21 protein-coding genes are annotated in these 22,007 nt (G+C 71.1%); 11 read left to right on the top strand and 10 right to left on the bottom strand.

All coding sequences use genetic code 11. The features are described 5' to 3' along the window. The first annotated feature begins 13 nt into the window (after window positions 1-13). Window positions 14-1,228: a multidrug effflux MFS transporter gene (locus B0I31_RS01040; protein WP_106613395.1), complete on the top strand. Its 1,215-nt coding sequence runs from the start codon at window positions 14-16 to the stop codon at window positions 1,226-1,228. Window positions 1,229-1,316: 88 nt separating this feature from the next. Here B0I31_RS01040 and B0I31_RS01035 read toward each other — a convergent pair whose 3' ends face one another. Further along, on the bottom strand, window positions 1,317-2,228 hold the full coding sequence (locus B0I31_RS01035; protein WP_106613394.1) for an AsnC family protein: 912 nt from the start codon (window positions 2,226-2,228) through the stop codon (window positions 1,317-1,319). Window positions 2,229-2,441: 213 nt separating this feature from the next. On the opposite strand from B0I31_RS01035, the gene dnaE reads away from it, so the two are divergent. The 3 genes from dnaE to B0I31_RS01020 all read left to right on the top strand — a co-directional run bounded on the left by dnaE (window position 2,442) and on the right by B0I31_RS01020 (window position 8,548). Beyond that, window positions 2,442-5,975, top strand: coding sequence for a DNA polymerase III subunit alpha (dnaE, locus tag B0I31_RS01030; RefSeq protein WP_106613393.1), 3,534 nt, complete (start codon window positions 2,442-2,444; stop codon window positions 5,973-5,975). A gap of 88 nt (window positions 5,976-6,063) precedes the next feature. After that, window positions 6,064-7,293 (top strand): cytochrome P450 family protein, encoded by a 1,230-nt coding sequence (locus B0I31_RS01025; protein WP_245949573.1) that lies wholly within the window; start codon window positions 6,064-6,066, stop codon window positions 7,291-7,293. Next, entirely contained in the window at window positions 7,280-8,548 is a 1,269-nt protein-coding gene (locus tag B0I31_RS01020; protein WP_106613392.1) for an adenosylmethionine--8-amino-7-oxononanoate transaminase, read from the top strand. Before B0I31_RS01025 ends, B0I31_RS01020 begins: the two co-directional genes overlap by 14 nt. Here B0I31_RS01020 and B0I31_RS01015 read toward each other — a convergent pair. Then, window positions 8,528-9,169 (bottom strand): hypothetical protein, encoded by a 642-nt coding sequence (locus B0I31_RS01015; RefSeq protein WP_106613391.1) that lies wholly within the window; start codon window positions 9,167-9,169, stop codon window positions 8,528-8,530. The two genes, B0I31_RS01020 and B0I31_RS01015, sit on opposite strands and share 21 nt — an antisense overlap. Before the next feature lies 1 nt (window position 9,170). After that, complete coding sequence (locus B0I31_RS01010) at window positions 9,171-9,410, bottom strand: glutaredoxin family protein (RefSeq protein ID WP_106613390.1); 240 nt, start codon at window positions 9,408-9,410, stop codon at window positions 9,171-9,173. Between the two features lie 60 nt (window positions 9,411-9,470). On the opposite strand from B0I31_RS01010, the gene bioD reads away from it, so the two are divergent. The 4 genes from bioD to B0I31_RS00990 all read left to right on the top strand — a co-directional run bounded on the left by bioD (window position 9,471) and on the right by B0I31_RS00990 (window position 12,147). Next, window positions 9,471-10,187, top strand: a complete 717-nt coding sequence (gene bioD, locus B0I31_RS01005) for a dethiobiotin synthase (RefSeq protein ID WP_106613958.1) — start codon at window positions 9,471-9,473, stop codon at window positions 10,185-10,187. 101 nt (window positions 10,188-10,288) lie between these two features. After that, complete coding sequence (bioB, locus tag B0I31_RS01000; RefSeq protein WP_106613389.1) at window positions 10,289-11,305, top strand: biotin synthase BioB; 1,017 nt, start codon at window positions 10,289-10,291, stop codon at window positions 11,303-11,305. A gap of 17 nt (window positions 11,306-11,322) precedes the next feature. Beyond that, on the top strand, window positions 11,323-11,511 hold the full coding sequence (gene bsaP, locus B0I31_RS00995) for a biotin synthase auxiliary protein BsaP (protein WP_342751448.1): 189 nt from the start codon (window positions 11,323-11,325) through the stop codon (window positions 11,509-11,511). Between the two features lie 39 nt (window positions 11,512-11,550). Further along, complete coding sequence (locus tag B0I31_RS00990; RefSeq protein ID WP_106613387.1) at window positions 11,551-12,147, top strand: DUF2567 domain-containing protein; 597 nt, start codon at window positions 11,551-11,553, stop codon at window positions 12,145-12,147. A gap of 6 nt (window positions 12,148-12,153) precedes the next feature. Here B0I31_RS00990 and B0I31_RS00985 read toward each other — a convergent pair whose 3' ends face one another. From B0I31_RS00985 to B0I31_RS00965, 5 genes are all read right to left on the bottom strand, one after another. Next, complete coding sequence (locus B0I31_RS00985; protein ID WP_245949572.1) at window positions 12,154-12,906, bottom strand: putative hydro-lyase; 753 nt, start codon at window positions 12,904-12,906, stop codon at window positions 12,154-12,156. 5 nt (window positions 12,907-12,911) lie between these two features. Continuing rightward, window positions 12,912-14,174 (bottom strand): MFS transporter, encoded by a 1,263-nt coding sequence (locus B0I31_RS00980; protein WP_106613385.1) that lies wholly within the window; start codon window positions 14,172-14,174, stop codon window positions 12,912-12,914. Window positions 14,175-14,429: 255 nt separating this feature from the next. After that, window positions 14,430-15,164, bottom strand: coding sequence for a type I 3-dehydroquinate dehydratase (gene aroD / locus B0I31_RS00975; RefSeq protein ID WP_181319932.1), 735 nt, complete (start codon window positions 15,162-15,164; stop codon window positions 14,430-14,432). Window positions 15,165-15,195: 31 nt separating this feature from the next. Next, complete coding sequence (locus tag B0I31_RS00970) at window positions 15,196-15,873, bottom strand: LON peptidase substrate-binding domain-containing protein (protein ID WP_106613383.1); 678 nt, start codon at window positions 15,871-15,873, stop codon at window positions 15,196-15,198. Beyond that, a complete protein-coding gene (locus B0I31_RS00965; protein ID WP_181319931.1) occupies window positions 15,870-16,559 on the bottom strand; it encodes an NUDIX hydrolase in 690 nt (229 codons plus the stop codon). Before B0I31_RS00965 ends, B0I31_RS00970 begins: the two co-directional genes overlap by 4 nt. Before the next feature lie 64 nt (window positions 16,560-16,623). Here B0I31_RS00965 and nadA point away from each other — a divergent pair, with 64 nt between their 5' ends. From nadA to nadC, 3 genes are read left to right on the top strand one after another with little or no spacing between them, the layout of a single operon-like run. After that, window positions 16,624-17,643, top strand: a complete 1,020-nt coding sequence (nadA, locus tag B0I31_RS00960) for a quinolinate synthase NadA (RefSeq protein WP_106613382.1) — start codon at window positions 16,624-16,626, stop codon at window positions 17,641-17,643. Beyond that, a complete protein-coding gene (locus tag B0I31_RS00955) occupies window positions 17,640-19,262 on the top strand; it encodes an L-aspartate oxidase (RefSeq protein ID WP_106613381.1) in 1,623 nt (540 codons plus the stop codon). Before nadA ends, B0I31_RS00955 begins: the two co-directional genes overlap by 4 nt. Further along, a complete protein-coding gene (gene nadC / locus B0I31_RS00950; RefSeq protein WP_106613380.1) occupies window positions 19,259-20,089 on the top strand; it encodes a carboxylating nicotinate-nucleotide diphosphorylase in 831 nt (276 codons plus the stop codon). Before B0I31_RS00955 ends, nadC begins: the two co-directional genes overlap by 4 nt. Window positions 20,090-20,188: 99 nt before the next feature. Here the strand turns inward: nadC and B0I31_RS00945 are convergent, their stop codons facing one another. Together B0I31_RS00945 and B0I31_RS00940 are read right to left on the bottom strand one after the other, a co-directional pair. Further along, a complete protein-coding gene (locus tag B0I31_RS00945) occupies window positions 20,189-21,115 on the bottom strand; it encodes a DUF2382 domain-containing protein (protein ID WP_106613379.1) in 927 nt (308 codons plus the stop codon). A 112-nt stretch (window positions 21,116-21,227) separates the two neighbouring features. After that, on the bottom strand, window positions 21,228-22,004 hold the full coding sequence (locus B0I31_RS00940) for a carbon-nitrogen hydrolase family protein (RefSeq protein ID WP_106613378.1): 777 nt from the start codon (window positions 22,002-22,004) through the stop codon (window positions 21,228-21,230). Between the last annotated feature and the right edge of the window lie 3 nt (window positions 22,005-22,007).

Genomic DNA, 22,007 nt, shown 5'->3' with positions numbered 1-22,007 from the left:
TGGGGGATGGCGCATGGACAACAGGTCCCGACTGGTGGCGCTGCTGGGCAGCCTGTGCCTGCTCGGACCGCTCTCGATCGACACGTACCTGCCCGCGTTCCCGTCGATCGCCGGTGAGTTCGGCTCGACGGAGTCGCAGATCCAGCTGTCGCTGACGACGTTCATCCTGGGCCTGTCGGTGGGGCAGCTGCTGGTGGGTCCGCTCTCCGACTCGTGGGGCAGGCGGCGTCCGCTGCTGTTCGGCATCGGCAGCTATGTCGTGGTCTCGCTGTTCTGCGCCGTCGCGCCCAACGCGCTCGCCCTCTCCGGCCTGCGCCTGCTCCAAGGGCTCGGCGTGGCGGCCGGGTTCGTGGTGGCGATGGCGGTGGCCCGTGACCGGTTCGAGGGCCTGGCGATGGCCCGGTTCATGTCGTTGATCATGCTGGTCAACAGCCTGGGGCCGGTGATCGCCCCGGTGCTGGGCGGCCAGTTGCTGCGGTTCACCAGCTGGCGCGGCACGTTCGTCGCGCTCGCCCTGGTCGGGTTGGCGTTGCTGATCGCCCTGGCGGTCGGGCTGCCGGAGACGCTGCCGCGGGCCAAGCGGCGTCCGGCGAACCTGCTGCTCACGATCAAGGTGTTCGGCGGGCTGCTGGCCGACCGCAAGTTCGTCGGGTACGCGCTGGCGTCGGCGCTGGCCCTCGGCTCGCTGTTCGGTTACGTCGCCGGGGCGTCGTTCGTGCTCCAGGGCGTGTACGGGCTGACGCCGCAGCAGTTCAGCCTGGTGTTCGGGGCGAACTCGGTGGCGATCGTGCTGGCCGGCCTGCTCAACACCAGGCTGACCGGTCGGATCATGCCCCGGCCGCTGCTCAAGATCGGGCTGGGTGGCGCGGCGACCGGTGGGGTCGGGCTGCTGGTCGGCGGGCTGGTGGGCGGTGGGTTGGCGACGTTCCTGCCGCCGCTGTTCGTGCTGACGATGAGCGTCGGCCTGCTCATGCCGAACGCCGGTTCGCTGGCGATGTCGCGGCACCCGGAGGCGGCGGGCAGCGCGTCGGCCGTGCTGGGCGTGACGACGTTCCTGGTGGGTGGCCTGATGGCGCCGCTGGTCGGCGCGGGCGGTTCGGCGAGCGTGCTGCCGATGGTGACCGTGATGGCGGGCTCGACGATCCTCGCGGTGATCTCGTTCGCCACCCTGACCAGGGGCGACATCGGCATCACCAGGGACACCGAGCCGGCGAACGCAACGGCCTGACGCCTGCTACCGGACCACCACGCGAGGTCGCGAACGACCGACTTCCAGGCGACCGAGCCCGCCGTCCGCGGAGCAGCGGGCATCGAGCTCAGTCGTCGATGGTCCAGACCAGGGTGTTCAGGTCGGTCTCGGGGCGGGAGCTCCAGCGGACCGAGAAGATCACGGTGTCCTCGGGCAGCACGTAGACGGTGTGGCCGCCCGCCGTCTCGCCCGGCTGCACGCCGATCTTGTGCGGCGGCCGGGACGACAGCGACACCGGCGCCTTGGTGACCGTCTCACCCTTGTTGGTCATCAGCACCAGGTACATGTCGGGCAGGGCGTTGAACGGCACCTGGCCGATGTTGGACAGCTCCGTGTGCACGACCACGGCGCGCTCGCCATCGGCCAGCTTGTAGCCGGCCGCGGTGAACAGGAAGTCCGCCGGGTCGACCACCTCGACCAGCTGGATGGTGAACCGGGCGCCCTCCAGGCCCTCGGTCTCCAACGTGCTGCCGATCTTGCCGGTGCGCGAGCGCGGCGCGGGTGCCTGGTCGCCGCGCGCCCAACCGGACGTGCCGGGCACGCCCCACGTGCTGACCGGCTCGGGCACGCGCACCGGGCCGGACGCCACGGGCTGCGGGCCGGTGCCGGGCTGCGCCGGGAACGGCGTGCTGGGCGGCCCCTGCGGGCCGGGGTAGCCGGGGTAGGAACCGGACGGCGTGCCGTGCACCGTGCCGGGCGCGGGCGGGTACGGGCCGCTCGGCGTGCCGCGGACGGCCTGGCCGCCCGGACCCGAGTAGTTGCCCCACGCCACGCTGTTGGCCAGCGCCTTGCGGATGCCGTTCGGGTCGCACTCCACGCCGACGAGCAGCGGCAACCCGCTGCCGGACAACGTGATCAGCCGGGTGGCGGCCTCGCGCGGGTCCATGCCGAGCCGTGCGGCCACCTCGTGCACGGCGGCACGGCCCATCTCGGCGATCATGGCCAGGAGACGGGCGTCGACGGGGTCCGGCGCTACCACACGTTGAACGCTACCCGCCTGAGAAGATCCTCGCGCCATCGCCCCGCCGACCGCCCCAGGTGTCCACCCCTCGGCACGTGGAGGTGACGTGAGGGTCGCTCGCGGTGACTCGGCGTGCCGCCATTCGTGTAGCGCGGCGGCCGTTATAGGGTCGGGCGAGTCTCTGCCCGAGCGCTTTGTCCCGGGCCCGCTGCGATCTTCAGGGGGGTTTGGGTGTCCGACTCGTTTGTGCACCTCCACGTGCACACCGAGTACTCGATGCTCGATGGCGCGGCGAAGCTGAAGGACATGTTCGCCGAGTGCGAGCGGATGGGCATGCCCGCCGCCGCGATCACCGACCACGGCAACATGTACGGCGCGTACGACTTCTACAAGCAGGCGACCGCCGCGGGCATCAAGCCGGTGATCGGCATCGAGGCGTACATGGCCCCCGAGTCGCGCTTCAACAAGAAGCGCGTGCTGTGGGGCGACCCGGGGCAGAAGGCCGACGACGTCTCCGCCAGCGGTGCCTACACCCACCAGACGATCTGGGCCCGGACGAACGAGGGCCTGCACAACCTGATGAAGCTCTCCAGCCGCGCCTCCACCGAGGGCCAGCTGGGCAAGTGGCCGCGGATGGACTCCGAGCTGATCGCCGAGCACTCGGCGGGCCTGATGGCCACCACCGGCTGCCCGTCCGGCGAGGTGCAGACCAGGCTGCGCCTCGGCCACGAGAAGGAAGCCCTGGAAGCGGCGGCCAAGTGGCGTGACATCTACGGCGCCGACAACTTCTTCGTCGAGCTGATGGACCACGGCATCGAGATCGAGAGCCGGGTCCGGGGCGGCCTGCTGGACATCGCCAAGAAGCTCAGCATCCCGTTCGTGGTGACCAACGACTCGCACTACACCTACGCCGAGGACCGCGAGGCCCACGAGGCGCTGCTGTGCGTGCAGACCGGCAAGACGCTCCAGGACCCGAGCCGGTTCAAGTTCGACGGCACGGGCTACTACCTGAAGTCGCCGGAGGAGATGCGCGCGATCGACTCCTCCGACGCCTGGCAGGAGGGGTGCCGCAACACCCTGCTGGTGGCCGAGAAGGTCGACACCACCGGCATGTTCGCCTTCCAGAACCTGATGCCGCGCTACCCGACGCCGGACGGCATGACGGAAGCCGACTACTTCCGCGAGCAGGTGTGGGAGGGCATGCGCCGCCGGTTCCCGGAAGGCGTGGACGAGGTCCACCGCAAGCAGGTGGAGTTCGAGATCGGCGTCATCCTCCAGATGGGCTTCCCGTCCTACTTCCTGGTGGTCGCCGACTTCATCAACTGGGCCAAGGCCAACGGCATCCGCGTCGGCCCGGGCCGCGGTTCCGCCGCGGGCGCGCTGATCGCGTACGCGATGGGCATCACCGACCTCGACCCGCTGGCGCACGGCCTGATCTTCGAGCGGTTCCTCAACCCCGACCGCGTCAGCCCGCCCGACATCGACATCGACTTCGACGAGCGCAGGCGCGGTGACGTGATCCGGTACGTCACCGAGAAGTGGGGCGTCGACAAGGTCGCCCAGGTGATCACGTTCGGCACGATCAAGGCGAAGGCGGCGATCAAGGACTCCGCCCGCGTGCTGTACGGGCAGCCGGGCTACGCGGTGGCCGACCGCATCTCCAAGGCCATGCCGCCCGCCGTGATGGGCAAGGACATCCCGCTGTCCGGCGTGTTCGACCCGGCGCACAAGCGGTACTCCGAGGCCGCCGAGGTGCGCGCGCTCTACGAGACGGACCCCCAGGTCAAGGAGATCATCGACACCGGCCGCGGGCTGGAGGGTCTGATCCGCAACGCGGGCGTGCACGCCTGCGCGGTGATCATGTCCGCGGAGCCGCTGACGGACCACATCCCGGTCTGGATGCGCCCGCAGGACGGGTCGATCATCACCCAGTTCGACTACCCGACGTGCGAGACGCTCGGCCTGCTGAAGATGGACTTCCTCGGCCTGAGCAACCTCACCACGATCGACGACGCGCTGAAGAACATCGCGCTCAACGGCAAGGGCGAGGTCGACATCACCACGGTCTCCCTCGATGACCGCAAGACCTACGAGCTGTTGGGCCGCGGCGACACGCTAGGTGTGTTCCAGCTCGACGGTGGCGCCCTGCGCGACCTGCTGCGGCTGATGCGCCCGGACAACTTCGAGGACGTCTCGGCCGTCATCGCGCTGTACCGGCCGGGTCCGATGGGCGCGAACTCGCACACGAACTACGCGCTGCGCAAGAACAAGCAGCAGGAGATCGTGCCGATCCACGAGGAGCTGCGCGAGCCGCTGGCCGAGATCCTGGACACGACCTACGGCCTGATCGTGTACCAGGAGCAGGTCATGGCGATCGCGCGGAAGGTGGCGGGCTACTCGCTGGCCCAAGCGGACCTGCTCCGCCGCGCGATGGGCAAGAAGAAGAAGGAGATCCTCGACAAGGAGTACGAGGGCTTCGAGGCGGGCATGGTCGCCAACGGCTACTCGCCCGAGGCGATCAAGACGCTGTGGGACATCCTGGTCCCGTTTGCGGACTACGCGTTCAACAAGGCGCACTCCGCCGCGTACGGCCTGATCGCGTACTGGACGGCGTACCTCAAGGCCAACTACCCCGGCGAGTACATGGCCGCGCTGCTCACCACGAACTCGGACAACAAGGACAAGTCGGCCGTCTACCTGGCCGAGTGCCGCCGGATGGGCATCACGGTGCTCCCGCCGGACGTCAACGAGTCCGAGCGCGAGTTCGTCGCGGTCGGCGACGACATCCGGTTCGGCCTCGGCGCGATCCGCAACGTCGGCGCGAACGTGGTCGACGCGATCATCAAGACCCGCAAGGAGAAGGGGAAGTTCGCCGACTTCTCCGACTTCCTGCGCAAGGTCGACGTGCAGGCGTGCAACAAGAAGGTCGTCGAATCGCTGATCAAGGCGGGCGCGTTCGACTCGCTCGGCCACCCGCGCAAGGGCCTGCACATGGTCCACGTCGAGGCGGTCGACGCGATCATGCTGACCAAGAAGGAAGAGGCTCGCGGCCAGTTCGACCTGTTCGGCGACGGCGGCGGCGACGGTGACGGCGCGTCGGTGTTCGACGTGAAGATCCCGGACGAGCACTGGGAGTCCAAGCACCAGCTCACGCTGGAGCGGGAGATGCTGGGCCTGTACGTGTCCGGCCACCCGCTCAACGGCGTGGAGCAGGTGCTCAGCTCCTACTCGGACACCACGATCCCGCGCATCCTGGAAGGCGACGTGCCGGACGGCACGCAGGTCACGCTGGGCGGCATCCTCGCCTCGGTCACCCGCCGGGTGAACAAGAACGGCGAGCCGTGGGCGTCCGCGCAGCTGGAGGACCTGGCCGGTGGCATCGAGGTGCTGTTCTTCCCCAAGAGCTACATGGTGCACGGCATGTCGGTGGCCGAGGACGCGATCGTGCTGGTGAAGGCGCGGGTGGCCAAGCGGGAGGACCGGATCTCGCTGATCGCCAACGACCTGGTCGTGCCGGACCTGTCGGAGCTGGGCGCGCAGGCGTTGAAGCTGAAGGTGGCGGCGTCGCGTTGCGACCCGAAGCTGGTGACCTCGCTGAAGGAAGTCCTCTCCGCGCACCCCGGCACCACCGAGGTGCACCTGAACCTGGTCATCAACAGCAGCCGCAACACGTTGCTGAAGCTGGACGACGCCCTCCGGGTTACTCCCACACCGTCCCTCATGGGTGATTTGAAGGCTCTGCTCGGCCCCGGGTGCTTGGGCTGATCGGGTGACAAGCTGAGCAAGCGGGGACAAGAGGGAGCCTCGGTTCGTTTGAGTGAACAGGGTTAACTCAAACGAAGAGGGGGTCCCTGTGGGGGAGAAGATCGCCGGTCTCGACGTGCTCGGCGAGGAGTACTTCGCCGATCCGCACGCCTACCACGCCCGGCTGCGCGAGCAGGCGGCGGCGACGGAGATCGTGCTGCCGCGCGGCACGAAGGCGTGGCTCGTCACCCGGTACGAGGAGGCCAGGGTGGCGCTGGCCGACGCGCGGTTCAGCAAGCACTTCGAGCGCTTCCCGGAAGTCATGGAGCGCAACCGGGTCGAAGGAGGCGACGCGCCCAAGTTCGACGAGTCCCTGGTGCAGCACATGCTGAACATGGACCCGCCGCACCACACCCGGCTGCGCAAGCTCGTCACCAAGGCGTTCACCGCCCGGCGGGTCGAGCAGCTGCGGCCGCGCATCCAGGAGATCACCGACGGGCTGCTGGACGAGGCGGCGGCCAAGGGCGAGGTCGACCTGGTGGACGCGCTGGCGTTCCCGCTGCCCATCACGGTGATCTGCGAGATGCTCGACGTGCCGTTGGACGAGCGCGACGAGTTCCGCGTGTGGTCCAACGTCCTGGTCGCCGGCAACGGCGAACCGGAGCAGCTCCAGCAGGCGGGTGCCCAGATGGCGGGCTACCTGGCGAAGTTGGTCGAGCACAAGCGGAACGCGCCCGGTGACGACTTCTTCTCGGCGCTGGTGCAGGCCGACGAGGAGGGCGACCGGCTCGACCAGCTGGAGCTGATCGCCATGGCGTTCCTGCTCCTCGTCGCCGGGCACGAGACCACGGTCAACCTGATCGGCAACGGCGTCTACCACCTGGTGCGCAACCCGGAGCAGCTGGCGAAGCTGCGCGCGGACCGGACGTTGCTGCCCGGTGCGGTGGAGGAGGTGCTGCGGTTCGAGAGCCCGGTCAACCAGGCGACGTTCCGCTACACCAACGACGACGTCGAGCTGGGCGACGTGGTGATCCCCAAGGACAGCGTGGTCGTGGTGTCGCTGAGCGGCGGCAACCGCGACGGGGCCCGCTTCGCGGAACCGGACCGGCTCGACATCACCCGGCAGGCGGCCGGGCACCTGGCGTTCGGCCACGGCATCCACTACTGCCTGGGCGCGCCGCTGGCCCGGATGGAGGGCGAGATCGCGATCGGGACGCTGCTGGACCGGTTCGACGTGGCCCTGACCGCCGGCCCGGAGGAGCTGCGGTGGCGCGCGGGCACGCTCATCCGCGGGCTCGAGGCGCTGCCGGTTAGCCTGTCCCCTCGTGGAGCGCGATGAGCTGCTGAAGCTGGACCAGGCACACGTCTGGCACCCGTACGGCCCGATGCCGGGCACTCACGAGCCGCTGGTCGTCTCCTCGGCCGAGGGTGTCCGGCTCCGGCTGGACGACGGGCGTGAGCTGGTCGACGGCATGTCGTCGTGGTGGGCCGCGATCCACGGCTACCGGCACCCCGTGCTGGACGCGGCGGTGCGCGACCAGCTCGGCCGGATGAGCCACGTCATGTTCGGCGGCCTGACCCACGAGCCCGCGGTGGCGCTGTCCGCCCGGCTGGTGGAGATCACGCCCGAGCCGTTGCAGCACGTGTTCCTGTGCGACTCGGGGTCGGTGTCGGTCGAGGTCTCGATCAAGATGGCGTTGCAGTACTGGCGCTCGCAGGGCCGGCCGGAGAAGCGGCGGCTGCTGACCTGGCGCGGCGGCTACCACGGCGACACGTTCCAGCCGATGGCGGTGTGCGACCCGGAGGGCGGGATGCACGCGCTGTGGCGTGGCGTGCTGCCCGACCAGGTGTTCGCTTCCGCGCCGCCGCGCGACCTGGAGACCGCGTACGTCCAGGAGCTGGCGGACCTGATCGAGGCGCACGCCGGCGAGCTGGCCGCGGTCATCGTGGAGCCGGTGGTGCAGGGCGCGGGCGGGATGCGCTTCCACGACCCCCGCTACCTGCACGTGCTGCGCGAGCTGACGCTGGCCAACGACGTGCTGCTGATCTTCGACGAGATCGCCACCGGCTTCGGCCGCACCGGCGAGCTGTTCGCCGCCGACCACGCCGGGATCAGCCCCGACATCATGTGCCTGGGCAAGGCGCTGACCGGCGGTTACCTGTCGATGGCCGCCACGCTGTGCACCTCACGGGTGGCGGACGGAATCTCGCGCGGCGAGGTGCCGGTGCTGGCGCACGGACCGACGTTCATGGGCAACCCGCTGGCCTCGGCGGTCGCGCTGGCGTCCACCGACCTGCTGCTGTCGCAGGACTGGCGGGCGTCGGTGCGGCGGATCGAGGCCGGGCTGCGGTCCGGCCTCGCGCAGGCGCCCGGTGACGTGCGGGTGCTCGGCGCGATCGGCGTGGTGCAGCTGGACCACCCGGTGGACATGGCCGCCGCCACCGCTGCGGCCGTCGACCACGGCGTGTGGCTGCGGCCGTTCCGCGACCTGATCTACACCATGCCGCCGTTCGTCAGCACGGACGACGACGTGGCCGCGATCGCCGCCGCCGTCGTCGCCGCGGCCGAGGCGTCACAGGCGCAGCAGGGTTGAGCCCCACACCAGCAGCAGCGTCGCGTAGCCGACGCACATCCAGCCGAGGGCCTGGTGGCTCGGCTCCTTCTTGTGCCCGGCCAGCTTGTTGACCAGCAGCCACCAGCCCAGCGCGGCCACGCCGAGGGCCACCGGCGTGAGGATCACGCCGTACGCGCCCGCGTAGACGCCCGCCCAGAAGTCCACCGGCAGGCTGATGCCGTTGGCGTAGCCGGTCGGGAACAGCTCCACCGCGACCGCCGACCACACCCACGCCACGACCCGCAGCCGCTTCACGGTCGCCGGCTTCGCCGTGTCGTAGTTGATGGCGAAGACACCCCACGCGACGAACGCGCCGCCGCCGAACAGCCAGCCCGCCACGGTCGACACGACCGGTACCCGGGCGACCGCCGCACCCAGGGCCGGGAAGATCGAACCCCACAGGACGAAGTGCCCGGCGACCACCAATGCGGTGACACCCAGAACGATGAGGGTCTGCACGCCGCCGTGCTGCCGCTGGAACCAGTTCTTCGGCTTCTCGGCCTGCTTGAGCGCCGTGCGCCTGCCCGCCGCGGTCAGCTTCGCGTCGCGGTCGCGCTGGGCACCCTGCTGACGCCGCTTGCGCCTGCCGTTCTTGCCCACGTCAGCTCTCGATCGCGGCGGCGAGCTCGGTGTTGGTCGGCTCCACCAGGACCCGGCCATCGGGCAGCACGATCACCGGGATGTTCTTGCGCCCACCGGCGAACTCGATCGCGCGGTCACGGGCCGCGTCGTCGTGTTCGACGTCGACGTCGGTGAACGGCACTTCGTGCTCCCGCAGCCACGCCTTCGCCCGCCGGCAGTCCCCGCACCAGTCCGCCCCGTAGAGAACGATCTCACTCATAGCGGTGACTGTAGAACGCGGAGGACCGCAACGCTCCGTATAGGCCTAGGGTGAGTGGCCGTGAGCGTCCTCGTGATCACCGGCACGGGCACCGAGGTCGGCAAGACCGTGGTCGTCGCCGCCCTGGCGGCGTTGGCCGCGGCTGACGGTCGACGGGTCGCCGTGCTCAAACCCGCGCAGACCGGTATCGCCGACGGCGAGCCGGGCGACCTCGCCGAGGTGACCCGCCTCGCCGGCGCCGTCACCGCCCGTGAGCTGCGCCGATACCCCGAACCGCTGGCACCGGCCACGGCCGCGCGCCGGTCCGGTCGGCCTACGCTGCACCCCAGCGAGGTCGCCTCGGCGGCCGTGGCGCTGGACGAGACGCACGACCTCGTGCTGGTGGAGGGCGCGGGCGGGCTGCTGGTCCGGTTCGACGACGCGGGCTCGACCATCGCCGACGCGGCGTGGGCGCTCAACGCGCCGGTGCTCATCGTCGCGCACGCGGGCCTGGGCACGTTGAACATGACCGCGCTGACCGCCGAGGCACTGCTGCGCCGCGGCCTGGAGTCCGTTGGCGTGGTGGTGGGTCGCTGGCCGGCCGTGCCCGACCTGGCCGCCCGCACCAACCTGGTCGACCTGCCCGAGGCCGCGGGCGCGCCGCTGCTCGGTGTGCTGCCGGACGGTTCGGCGGCCCTGGGCCGGGCCGAGTTCGTGGACATGGCCAGGGAAGGCCTCTCGCCGTGGTTCGGCGGCACGTTCGACCCGGAGAAGTTCGCCGCGCCGCACACCTGCTGAACCGGGGTTGAACGAACCAGTGACGCACATCGCTGGGTCGCTCGCGGGCCGGTGCGGCAGACTGCACGACGGACCACCGCCGGAGTTGACGAGGAGACGTCGTGACCGCAGCCCCCGAACAGGTCGATGTCCTGGCTGTTGCCCGCGAGCAGGTGCTGGAGCAGGGCGTCGGGTTGTCCGAGGAGCAGGTGCTCGAAGTGCTCCGGCTGCCCGACGACCGCATCCCCGAGCTGCTGGAACTGGCGCACGCGGTGCGGATGCGCTGGTGCGGCCCGGAGGTCGAGGTCGAGGGCATCGTGTCGCTCAAGACCGGCGGCTGCCCCGAGGACTGCCACTTCTGCTCGCAGTCCGGCCAGTTCCCCTCGCCGGTGCGCTCGGCGTGGCTGGACATCCCCGGCCTGGTGAAGGCGGCCCGGCAGACGGCCGAGACCGGCGCGTCCGAGTTCTGCATCGTCGCCGCCGTGCGCGGGCCGGACAAGCGGCTGCTGTCGCAGGTGCGCGACGGCATCAAGGCCATCCGCGAGGACGGCAACGACATCCAGATCGCCTGCTCGCTCGGCATGCTCACCCAGGAGCAGGTGGACGAGCTGGTGGACATGGGAGTGCACCGCTACAACCACAACCTGGAGACGGCGCGCTCGCACTTCCCGAACGTGGTCACCACGCACTCGTGGGAAGAGCGGTGGGACACGCTGAAGATGATCCGCGCGGCGGGCATGGAGGTCTGCTGCGGCGGCATCATCGGCATGGGCGAGACGCTGGAGCAGCGCGCGGAGTTCGCCGTGCAGCTCGCGGAGCTGGAGCCCGACGAGGTGCCGCTGAACTTCCTGATCCCCAACCCGGGCACGCCGTACGAGAACTACCCGGTGGTCGAGGGCCCCGAGGCGCTGCGCACCGTCGGCGCGTTCCGGCTCGCCCTGCCGCGCACGATCCTGCGCTTCGCCGGCGGCCGTGAGCTGACCTTCGGCGACCTCGGTGCCAAGCAGGGCATGCTCGGCGGCGTCAACGCGATCATCGTCGGCAACTACCTGACCAACCTCGGCCGCCCGGCGCAGGACGACCTGGACATGCTGACCGAGCTGGCCATGCCGATCAAGGAACTGAGCAAGACCCTGTGACCAGTGGACCGGGTGTGGTGACTTACTGCGGATTTTGCGGCAAGGAGCGCGCGGAGGGCGACCACTCCGCGTGCGCCTCACGGCTGGGTGTGATCGACCCGCCGCGGTTCTGCGCGGAGTGCGCGCGCCGGATGGTGGTGCAGGTGACGCCCTCCGGGTGGACGGCCGCGTGCAGCCGCCACGGCGAGATCTCCTCCGCGCGGTAACCTGCCCTGCATCAGTCACGGGTGCAGGGAGGTCGTCGGGTGGCGGAGCAACCGGTGGACGAGCGGGCCACTCCCGTTCGGGTGCCACCCGCACCGGCGTTCGAGTACTACTACGTGGTGCAACGCCCGCGGGTCGTGGTGAAGCGCGACCTGCTGCCCGCGTTCTCCGTGCTGTCCGCGATCTCGCTGTTCGGGCTGCCGGTGGGGTGGCTGTGGGCGTGGCTCGCGCCGCCGCAGAACGTGGTGGCGCAGCAGGACGGGTCGCTGATCCCGGTCACCGGTGAGAGCTACCACCGGCTCGACGGGCTGATGCTGTTCGTGCTGATGGGCCTGGCGGCCGGGTTGATCACCGGCATCGCGGTGTGGTTGCTGCGGGAGCGGCGCGGCCCGGTGGTGATGCTCGCGGCCACGCTCGGCGCGGGCGTTGCGGCCTACCTGGCGCAGCTGACCGGCGTCGGTTCGGCGGGCAGCCGGTACGCCGTCAGCGCCGCGCCCGAGGTGGGCGACGTCATCGCGCTGGCCCCGGTGCTGGAGACGTGGTGGGGCTTGCTGGCGTGGCCCTTGGGCACGGCGCTGGCGTACGGCTGCCTGGCCGCGTGGAACGGTCTGGACGACCTCGGTCGACGGCTCGGCTAGAGCGGGTCAGAGCACGTAGGCGCTGTCGGGCACGTCGGTGACAAACATGTGCCCCGGCGCGTGGGTGATCGCGAACGGCGGTTTCGACGCCATCACCGCCGCCTGCGGTGTCACGCCGCACGCCCAGAACACCGGCACGTCGCCCTCGTGCGGTTCGACGCGGTCGCCGAAGTCCGGCTGGTCCAGGTCCGTGATGCCGAGCGCGCCCGGTTCGCCGACGTGGACCGGTGCGCCGTGGACGGCGGGCATCCGGGCGGTGACCGTCCGGGCGGTCTCGACCAGGTCGGCCGGCAGGTAGCGCATCGACACGACCATCGGGCCGTGCAGGCGGCCCGCCGGGCGGCACTCGCGGTCGGTGACGTACATCGGCACGTTGCGCCCCTGCTCGACGTGCCGCAGCGGGACGTTCGCCTGCTTCAACGCGGACTCGAACGTGAAGCTGCACCCGATGAGGAACGCGACCAGGTCGTCGCGCCAGTACGCGGACGCGTCGGTCGGCTCGTCGACCAGTTCGCCGTCCTGCCAGATCCGGTAGCGGGGCAGGTCGCGCGTCAGGTCGGCGCCGCGGGCCAGCACGGTCGTGGTGGCGCCCCGGTCGGTGACGTCCAGGACCGGGCACGGCTTGGGGTTGCGCTGGGTGAACAGCAGCACCTCGTAGGCCCAGTCCTCGGGCACCGCGATGAGGTTGGCCTGGGCGTAGCCGTCCGCCAGCCCGGCGGTGGGTCCGTGGTGGTCGTTGCGAACCTGTGCCGGTGTCATCGTCGTCATCGCAGTTCGACGCCTTTCGTCTCGGGGAGGCCGAGCAGGGCGACCACGGCGATGCCGTAGGCGACCGCGCCGCAGATCATCGCACCGCCGACGCCCATGGTCCCGGCCAGGAACCCCACCAGGGTGGGGAAGAACGCGCCGACCGCGCGGCCGAAGTTGTAGGTGAAGCCCTGGCCGGTGCCGCGCAGGTCCGTCGGGTACAGCTCGGCGAGGAACGAGCCGAAGCCGCTGAAGATCGCCGACGTGGTGAACCCGAGCGGGAACGTGACCAGCAGGATCAGGCCGTTAGCGCCCGGCGGGATGTTGGTGAACAGCACGATGAGGATCGCGCTGAGCACGGCGAACAGGGTGAACGTGCGCTTGCGGCCGAGCAGGTCGGTCAGGTAGCCGCCGGTGACGTAGCCCGCGAACGCGCCGGTGATCAGCAGCGCCAGGTACCCACCGGTGCCGACGACGCTGAGCCCGCGTTCGGTCTTGAGGAACGTCGGCACCCAGCTCGCCAGGGTGTAGTAGCCGCCTTGGACGCCGGTGGCCAGGAGTGCGGCGAACAGCGTGGTGCGGCCGAGCTTGCCCTGGAAGACGGCCTTGAAGTTGCCCTTGCGCGGGCTGGCCACCAGCGCCCGCTCGGCGCGTGGCGCGTCCTTGACGTTGCGGCGGACGTAGAAGATCAGGACGGCGGGGATGGCGCCGGTCCAGAACAGCACGCGCCAGGCGATGTCCTGCGGCAGGAAGCTGAACACTGCGGTGTAGACGATGACGCTCAGGCCCCAGCCGACCGCCCACGAGCTCTGGATGAACGCGACCGTGCGGCCGCGGTACTGGGGCTTGCAGTACTCGGCGACCAGGATCGCGCCCGCCGCCCACTCGCCGCCGAAGCCCAGGCCCTGCAGGGCGCGGAAGACCAGCAGCGTCTCGTAGCTGGTGGCGAAGCCGCACAGGACCGTGAAGACGGCGTAGGTGATCACCGTGATCATCAGGGTGCGGACGCGGCCGATGCGGTCCGCGAGGATGCCCGCGATCGCGCCGCCGAGGGCCGAGACGACCAGGGTGACGGTGTTGAGCAGGCCCGCGTCGCCGGTGGTGATGCCGAAGTAGGCGGTGATCGCGAACAGGCTCAGGGGCAGGACCTGGAAGTCGTAGGCGTCCAGGCCGAAGCCGCCGAACGCGCCGACGAAGGCCCGCTTGCCGTTGCGCCCCAGCGTGTGGAACCAGGCGAACGGGCCTCGGTCCGCCGCGGTGTCGACGTCCGTGGTGCTCATGGGTGGTCACCTCGCAACCGTGGGTGGGTTGTGCCGTGGACCACACGCTAGAGGATTGTTGAACAATCCCACTAGAGGGCAATAGGACGAATCAACATCTCAACACCAACGGTCTACCGTCACCCTCCTCGCCCGCACGCTCCCGCACGCCCGCGCGAGTCGTCCCCTCGCGTCGCGCGTGTCCTACGTTCAGAACGACCGTGTCCTACGTTCGGGACCCCCGAGTTCAACGCTCAGGACGTCGGCCCCGGCAGCTCAGGCGTCGACCCCGCCCTTCCGCCGGTCGTACTCCGGGTAGAACCTGCGGATCAGCCGGGACGTCTCGGCGTAATCGAGTTGGCCCGACGTCGGCTGGTGTCCGATGAACGTGTAAGTCAACCGCGAACCGAGGGCGGGGAAGAAGATGCGGGACGCGGTGCCGATCTCGCCCATCGCGATCACGATCATCTCGGTATCACCGGCATTCACCAACAATGACGCCAGGACTTTCAGGTCGGCGGCATTCGTGGCCATCGTGGAAATCTTCACGATATCCGCACCGGCCTCTTTCGCCGAACGGGCGATCCGGTCCAGTTCGGCGATATCGGGCGTGTGGTCGAAATTGTGGTACGACACGATCGCCAACGCGTCGTGCGCGTGCGCGGCGGCGATCACGTCCGCCACCACCTCCCGCGACGACAGCTCCACGTCCACGGCGTCCACCAGCGGCGCGACCTCGCGGAACAGCTCCAGCCGCGCCTCCTCGGCACCGCTCCACCCGCCACCCTCCGCCGCCGAGCGCACGGTCGCCAGCACCGGCAGCCCGGCGAACGCCCCGACCTGTTCCCGGACGTGCCCGACGTCGGTCCGGGCGAACCGGTCGATGCGCAATTCGGCCACGTCCACCCCGGCGGAACGCGCTTCCGCCGCCGCCCGCTCGCTGTCCTCGTCGGCGAAACTCACCGCGATCAGGGGCAGGTCGAGGTCGAGCAGCGCACGCATGCTATTCATTCGCGGCATCTTACACCGCCCACGTGAACGGTCAGTTGCGATGAGGCAGGTGGCCCAATTCCGACAACGGCGCGGGCACGGCGCTCAACGCGTCCAGAATGCCCGCCTCGCGGTGCAGCACTTTCCGCACCATCCGCAACCGCCGCGCCGGCGAGGTCTCCTCCAGCAACCGCTGCCGGTCCTCCCACGTCAGCAGGCAGTCACCGGCCAACGCGTACGCCAGGTCGGCCAACCCCGTGTCCGGACCGGGCGGCCGACCCACGCTCCGGTACGCCGCCTGTCGGTACCGCCCGTGCGCCGCCCGCGCGCTCTCCGCCAACAGCGGCAGCACGGCCTCCACCTCCGGCGGCGCGGCGGTGTCCGGCAGCCACTGCACCGACGCGACCAGGTACGGCGCGCTCTCCTCGTCCACGTCCAGCAGCCGGAACCGCCGACCGCCCTTCGTGGTCAGGTCGAACCGCCCGTCCGGCAGCCGCCGCGCCTCCTGCAGCACGGCCGTGCAGCCGACGTCGGACAGCGCCTCCACGTTCTCCGCGCCGACCTCCCACCCCTGCTTGATCGACACCACGCCGAACGTCCGCTCCGGCACCGTGCCCGTCACCAGGTCGACGGTCAGCTGCCGGTACCGCGGCTCGAACACGTGCAGCGGCAGCGACGCCCCGGGCAGCAGCACGGTGCCCAGCGGGAACAGGGGGAGCGTCGTCGTCACGAACCCAAGCTACGGGTGGACGGTGGCCGCAGCACGGCGAACGGGTCGGTGACCCGCATCTTCCCGGACACGAACCGGAACAGCGCCGCCGGTCGACCACCGGACGGCCCCGGCTGCACGGTCCCGCCGGTCGGCTCCAGCAGCCCCCGCCGCGACAGCACGCGTTGCAGGTTGGTCGCCGACACCTTGTAGCCCAGCGCCGCGGAGTACAGCGAGCGCAACGCGGAGATGGTGAACTCCGGCGGCGCCAGCGCGAAGCCCAGGTTCGTGTACGACAGCTTCGACGCGAGCCGGCTGCGGGCGCGGCGGCAGATCGCCTCGTGGTCGAACGCGGTCGCGGGCAGCGCGTCGACCGGGTGCCACGCGGTGTCCGACGGCACCACCGGGTCGATGTGCGACGGCACCAGGCCGAGGAACGCGGTCGCCACCACCCGCGGTCCGGGCACCCGCGCGGGGTTGCTGAACACGGCCAGCTGCTCGACGTGTGACAACTGTCGCACGTCGACTTTTTCCGCCAGCTGACGGCGGATCGAGGCCTCGACGTCCTCGTCGTCGCCGAGCCCGCCACCGGGCAGTGACCAGCGGTGAGCGTGCGGTTCCCGGGCGCGCTCCCACAGCATGACCTGGAGTGATCCGGCTCTCACCTGGAGCACCGCGGCCAGCACCTCATGTCCCGCCAGTCCCACTCGGCTGATACTATCGGCCACGTTTTCGACCGATAGGCGAAAACCTGGCTCAAGGGAGGAACCCATGGTCGCTACCGCCTATGTGGAGCGAACCTCGGACGGCGCCTACGACGGGATCGCGCCCGATTCCGCCTGGCGCGACGAGGTGCTGGAGCTGGCGCGCAAGCGGGACGCGGTCATCCTGGCGCACAACTACCAGCTGCCCGAGATCCAGGACATCGCGCACCACACCGGTGACTCGCTGGCGCTCAGCCGCATCGCGGCCGCGAGCGACGCGTCCACCATCGTGTTCTGCGGCGTGCACTTCATGGCCGAGACGGCGAAGATCCTCGCGCCGCACAAGACGGTCCTCATCCCGGACGAGCGGGCGGGCTGCTCGCTGGCCGACTCGATCACCGGCGAGCAGTTGCGCGCTTGGAAGGCCGAGCACCCCGGCGCGGTCGTCGTCTCCTACGTCAACACCACGGCCGAGGTGAAGGCGGAGACCGACATCTGCTGCACCTCGTCGAACGCGGTGGACGTGGTGAAGTCGATCCCGGCCGACCGCGAGGTGCTGTTCCTGCCGGACCAGTTCCTCGGCGCGCACGTCAAGCGCGAGACGGGCCGGGAGAACCTGCACATCTGGGCGGGCGAGTGCCACGTCCACGCGGGCATCAACGGCCCGGAGCTGGCCGAGCGCGCGGCGGCGAACCCGGACGCCGACCTGTTCATCCACCCCGAGTGCGGTTGCGCCACGTCGGCGCTCTACCTCGCGGGGGAGGGCACCGTGCCGGCGGAGAAGGTCAAGATCCTCTCGACCGGCGACATGATCACCGCCGCGCGGCAGACCAGCGCCAAGTCGGTGCTGGTGGCCACCGAGATCGGCATGCTGCACCAGCTGCGCCGGGCCGCGCCGGAGATCGACTTCCGCGCGGTGAACGACCGGGCGTCGTGCCGGTACATGAAGATGATCACCCCGACCGCTCTGCTGCGGGCGCTGCGGGAGAACAGGGACGAGGTCCACGTGGACCTGGAGACGGCTCGCCGCGCGCAGGGCGCGGTGCAGCGCATGATCGAGATCGGGCAGCCCGGCGGCGGCGAGTGAACACGCCGCTGTGGGAGGCCCGCGCCGACCTGATCATCGTCGGCACGGGGGTGGCCGGTCTGACGGCGGCGCTGCGCGCGCGTGAGCTGGGGCTGCGGGTCCTGGTCGTGACCAAGGCCGCCGGCGAGGACGGCAACACCCGGTGGGCGCAGGGCGGCGTGGCCGTCGTGCTGCCCGGTGAGCACGACGAGGGTGACACGGTCGACGCGCACGTGCGCGACACGCTGGTCGCGGGCGCCGGGCTGTGCGACGAGGCCGCGGTCGAGGCGATCATCGCCGGTGGCCCGGCGGCGGTGACCAGGCTCCGCGAGCGCGGCGCGGTGTTCGACCCGGCGCCGACCGGTGGGCTGGCCCGCACGCGGGAGGGCGGGCACAGCGCGTTCCGGGTGGTGCACGCGGGCGGTGACGCGACCGGCGCGGAGGTCGAGCGCGCGTTGCTGGCGGCGGCGTCGGACGGGCGGGTGCCCGTGCTGGAGAACCACGTCGCGGTGGACGCGGTGCGCACCCCGCTCGGCGCGGTGTGCGGGCTGCTCGTGCTGGACGGCAACGGCGTGCCCGGCGTGCTCAGCGCGCCCGCCGTGCTGCTGGCCAGTGGCGGCCTCGGCCAGCTCTACCAGGCCACGTCCAACCCGGAGGTGGCCACCGGCGACGGCCTGGCGCTGGCGTTGCGCGCGGGCGCGGTGGCGGCGGACGTCGAGTTCGTCCAGTTCCACCCGACCGTGCTCTACACCGGCCGCGGCGCGCGTGGGCGCTGCCCGCTGGTCACGGAGGCGGTGCGCGGCGAGGGCGCGGTGCTGGTCGACGCGACCGGCGCCCGGGTCATGCGCGGCGTGCACCCGTTGGAGGACCTGGCACCGCGTGACGTGGTGGCCGCGGCGATCACCCGGCACATGGCGGGCGGCCCCGGCGGCGTGGACGACCACGTGTTCCTCGACGCCACGGGCATCTCGGACTTCGCGCGGCGGTTCCCGACCGTGCACGCGGCCTGTCTCGCGGCGGGAGTGGACCCGGCGGGCGAGCCGATCCCGGTCGCGCCCGCGGCGCACTTCGCCTGCGGCGGTGTGGTGTCCGATGTGGACGGACGGACGGGTGTCACCGGCCTGTACGCGGCGGGTGAGGTGGCCCGCACCGGGCTGCACGGCGCGAACCGGTTGGCGTCCAACAGCTTGCTCGAAGGCCTGGTCGTCGGCACGCGCGCAGCCGAGGCGGTCGCGGCGGACCTGGCGCTCGGCGTGCTGGCCCGCCCCTCGGCGTCGGCCGCGGTGGAGCTGCCGACGGCGCCGGTGGCCGACCGGGACTCGTTGCAGCGCGTCATGTCCCGGTACGCGGCGATCGGCCGGGACGCCGAGGGCCTGGCCGTGGTCGGCTCGGTGCTCGACCTGTCCACTGTGGACCGGAAGCTGGACGGTCGGCAGCTGGTCGAGGACGCGGCGCTCACCGTGGCCGCGCGGGCGTTGATCGCGGCGGCGGCGCAGCGCGAGGAGTCGCGCGGCTGCCACGTCCGCACCGACTTCACCGAGCGGGACGACGTGCGCTGGCAGCGCAGCCAGGTGGTCCGGCTCAACCCGTCCGGCCAGCCGGTGCTGGCTGATCCTGCGGTGGCGAGGGGAGTGGCATGAATCTCGACTTGGACGACGCCCGGCGGGTGATCGCGACGGCGTTGGAGGAAGACCTGCGGTACGGCGCGGACGCGACGACCGAGGCGACGGTGCCCGCCGACGCGGTGGCCGTGGCCGAGTTGACGCCGCGCGTGGCCGGTGTGCTGGCGGGCGTCCCGGTGGCGCTGGAGGTGTTCCGGCAGGTCACCGACGTGGAGGTGCTGGAACAGCGGCACGACGGTGACAAGGCCGTGCCCGGCGAGCCGGCCCTGGTGCTGCGCGGACCGGTGCGCGGGCTGCTCACCGCCGAGCGCACCGCGTTGAACCTGCTGTGCCACCTGTCCGGCGTGGCCACGCTCACCGCGGCCTGGGTGGACGAGGTCGCCGGCACCAAGGCGCGCGTGCGCGACTCCCGCAAGACCCTGCCCGGCCTGCGGCTGCTGGAGAAGTACGCGGTGCGCTGCGGCGGCGGCGTCAACCACCGGCTCGGCCTCGGCGACGCGGTGCTGATCAAGGACAACCACGTGCGCGCCGCCGGGTCGGTGCGGGCGGCGCTGGCCGCCGTGCGCGCCCACGCGCCGCACCTGCCGTGCGAGGTCGAGGTCGACTCGCTGGACCAGTTGGACGAGGCCGTCGCCGAGGGCGCGGAACTCGTGCTGCTGGACAACTTCACCGCCGCCGAGTGCGCGGAGGCGGTGCGCCGGGCGGGTGGTGTCGCGCTGGAGGCGTCCGGCGGGCTGACGCTGGACGTGGCCAGGGCCTACGCCGAGACGGGCGTGGACTACCTGGCCGTCGGCGGCCTCACGCACTCCGCCCCGGCGCTCGACCTTGGGCTGGACCTGCGCTAGCGCGGCGGTGGTGCCGCGACCTCTGCCGGTCGCGGCACTCGCCGCGGGCGGGAGGTAGGACGGGCCCGCGCCCGGGGCACAGGCGCGGGCGCGTCCAGGTCAGGTGTCCCGCCGCTCGGTCCGGTCGTCGTGCTGCGCGATCTGGTCGTCGCGCTCGACGTCCACCCGTTCCTTGCGCACCTCGCCGCGCACGTGCTGCTGCTCGGTCACCGTCTGCTTGTCCAGCCGGACCTTCTCCGCGGCCTTGGTCTTCTTCTCCACCACCGGTTCCTGCCGGCGCAGCGTCACCTCCGCCTCCTCGTCCACGAACGCCCGGTCGGTGGGCGCGCCATCGGCGGGCTCGCGCACCACGCGGACCTCTTCGTGCGACACCGGCACGGTCATGTCCCTCTGCTCGGTCACGGTGTGCTTGACCAGCCGCACCCGACCGGCCTCGACGTCGCGGGTGCCGACGTCGAGCTCTTCCTCGTAACGGGTGACCGAGTCGCCGGTGCGGGCCTCGTGGCGGCCACGCTGCCCGGTGGCGGGCCGGTCGGCGGCGGTCTCCCCGCGCACGTTGCCGAGTCCTTCGGGCCGGGTCTCACCGGGCGCCCCGCCGCCGCGCATCTCGCCGCGGGTCAGGCCGGACGTGCGGCCCGCGCCGGGCATCGGCATCGGCTTGGTCTCGGTGCGCCCGCCCGGCAGGCGGTCGTGGTCACCGGTGCGGTGGGTCGGGATCAAGCCGTAGTACTCGTACAGCTCGTCCTGCTGCTTGTCCGACATGTGCTGGTCGGACACGTCGATCCGGGGCGCGTCCTTGACCTGCTGCTTGTCCACGGGAACGGTGATGACGCCGTTGCCCAGGGTCGCGTCCTGGATCGGCACGAACGACTCCTTGAGACCGAACAGGCCGGTGTGCACCGAGGCCCACATCGGCCGGCCGTCCTGGTCGTCGAGCCACACCTGTTTCACCGAGCCGATGCGCTCACCGTGCTCGTCGATCACTTCGCAGTCGTACAGGCGGTCCACTTCGGCCTGGTTGATCATGGCCGGGTCCCCTTCGCGTGTCGTGTTACGTCCCGCAAAAGGCTTCCCGGCCCGAAGGGCCACCTATTCGGCTGCCACCCGTTCGTGTGAGGCAACGTCCCCCGAAAGAAATTCAGAGACGGCGATTCGCCAGGACCGGCAACGTATTCCTCGCCCGCGTGACACTCCCAGTGTCCACTTCGGTCACCAGCATCCCCGGCTCGCCCGCCAACTGCTCCACCACCTCGCCCAGCGGCGAGGCGACCGTGCTGAAGCCGATGCCGGTCGGCGCGCCGTGGTCGACGCCGGGATCGGCCTGCCCGCAGGCCAGCACCCACGACGTGCAGTCCAGCGCACGGGCGCGCACCAGCAGCTCCCACTGCTCCCGCTTGCCCGGTCCCGCGCCCCACGACGCGCACACCAGCACGGCCGTCGCGCCCCGGTCGGCCAACGCCCGGAACAGCTCCGGGAACCGCACGTCGTAGCAGGTGGCCAGGCCGAGCGTGACGCCGTCCACGTCGACGGTCACCGGCGTCGAGCCGGGCGCGACCGTGCGCGACTCGGTGAACCCGAACGCGTCGAACAAGTGGATCTTGTCGTAGCCGACGTGCCGTCCACCGCCCGTGACCAGCAGCGTGTTCGCCACCCGGCCGTCCGGCGCGGGTGTGAACATGCCCGCCACGACGACCACGCCGTGCTCGTCGGCGATGTCGCGCACCGCGCCCGCCCAGGGCCCGTCCAGCGGCTCGGCCACCGGGTCGAGGGGCACGCCGAACCGGCACATGGCGGCTTCCGGGAACACCACCACGCGGGCACCGCCGGCCGCGGCGCGCTTGGTCTCCGAGCGCACCAGGTCGAGGTTCGCCGCCGGGTCGCTGGACGAGGTGATCTGGCAGAGGGCGACACGCATGTG

The organism is Saccharothrix carnea, assembly GCF_003014735.1.
Taxonomy (GTDB): domain Bacteria; phylum Actinomycetota; class Actinomycetes; order Mycobacteriales; family Pseudonocardiaceae; genus Actinosynnema; species Actinosynnema carneum.
The sequence above is the reverse complement of the archived record's forward strand: the minus strand, read 5'-3'. Positions and strand labels throughout refer to the sequence as shown.

Excerpts from the sequence above, each read along its gene's own strand:
- B0I31_RS01040 (WP_106613395.1), top strand. The coding sequence starts at position 14 with ATGGACAACAGGTCCCGACTGGTGGCGCTGCTGGGCAGCCTGTGCCTG.
- B0I31_RS01010 (WP_106613390.1), bottom strand. The coding sequence starts at position 9,410 with ATGAGTGAGATCGTTCTCTACGGGGCGGACTGGTGCGGGGACTGCCGG.
- B0I31_RS00985 (WP_245949572.1), bottom strand. The coding sequence starts at position 12,906 with ATGACACCGGCACAGGTTCGCAACGACCACCACGGACCCACCGCCGGG.
- B0I31_RS00980 (WP_106613385.1), bottom strand. The coding sequence starts at position 14,174 with ATGAGCACCACGGACGTCGACACCGCGGCGGACCGAGGCCCGTTCGCC.
- aroD (WP_181319932.1), bottom strand. The coding sequence starts at position 15,164 with ATGAATAGCATGCGTGCGCTGCTCGACCTCGACCTGCCCCTGATCGCG.
- nadA (WP_106613382.1), top strand. The coding sequence starts at position 16,624 with ATGGTCGCTACCGCCTATGTGGAGCGAACCTCGGACGGCGCCTACGAC.
- nadC (WP_106613380.1), top strand. The coding sequence starts at position 19,259 with ATGAATCTCGACTTGGACGACGCCCGGCGGGTGATCGCGACGGCGTTG.
- B0I31_RS00945 (WP_106613379.1), bottom strand. The coding sequence starts at position 21,115 with ATGATCAACCAGGCCGAAGTGGACCGCCTGTACGACTGCGAAGTGATC.
- B0I31_RS00940 (WP_106613378.1), bottom strand. The coding sequence starts at position 22,004 with ATGCGTGTCGCCCTCTGCCAGATCACCTCGTCCAGCGACCCGGCGGCG.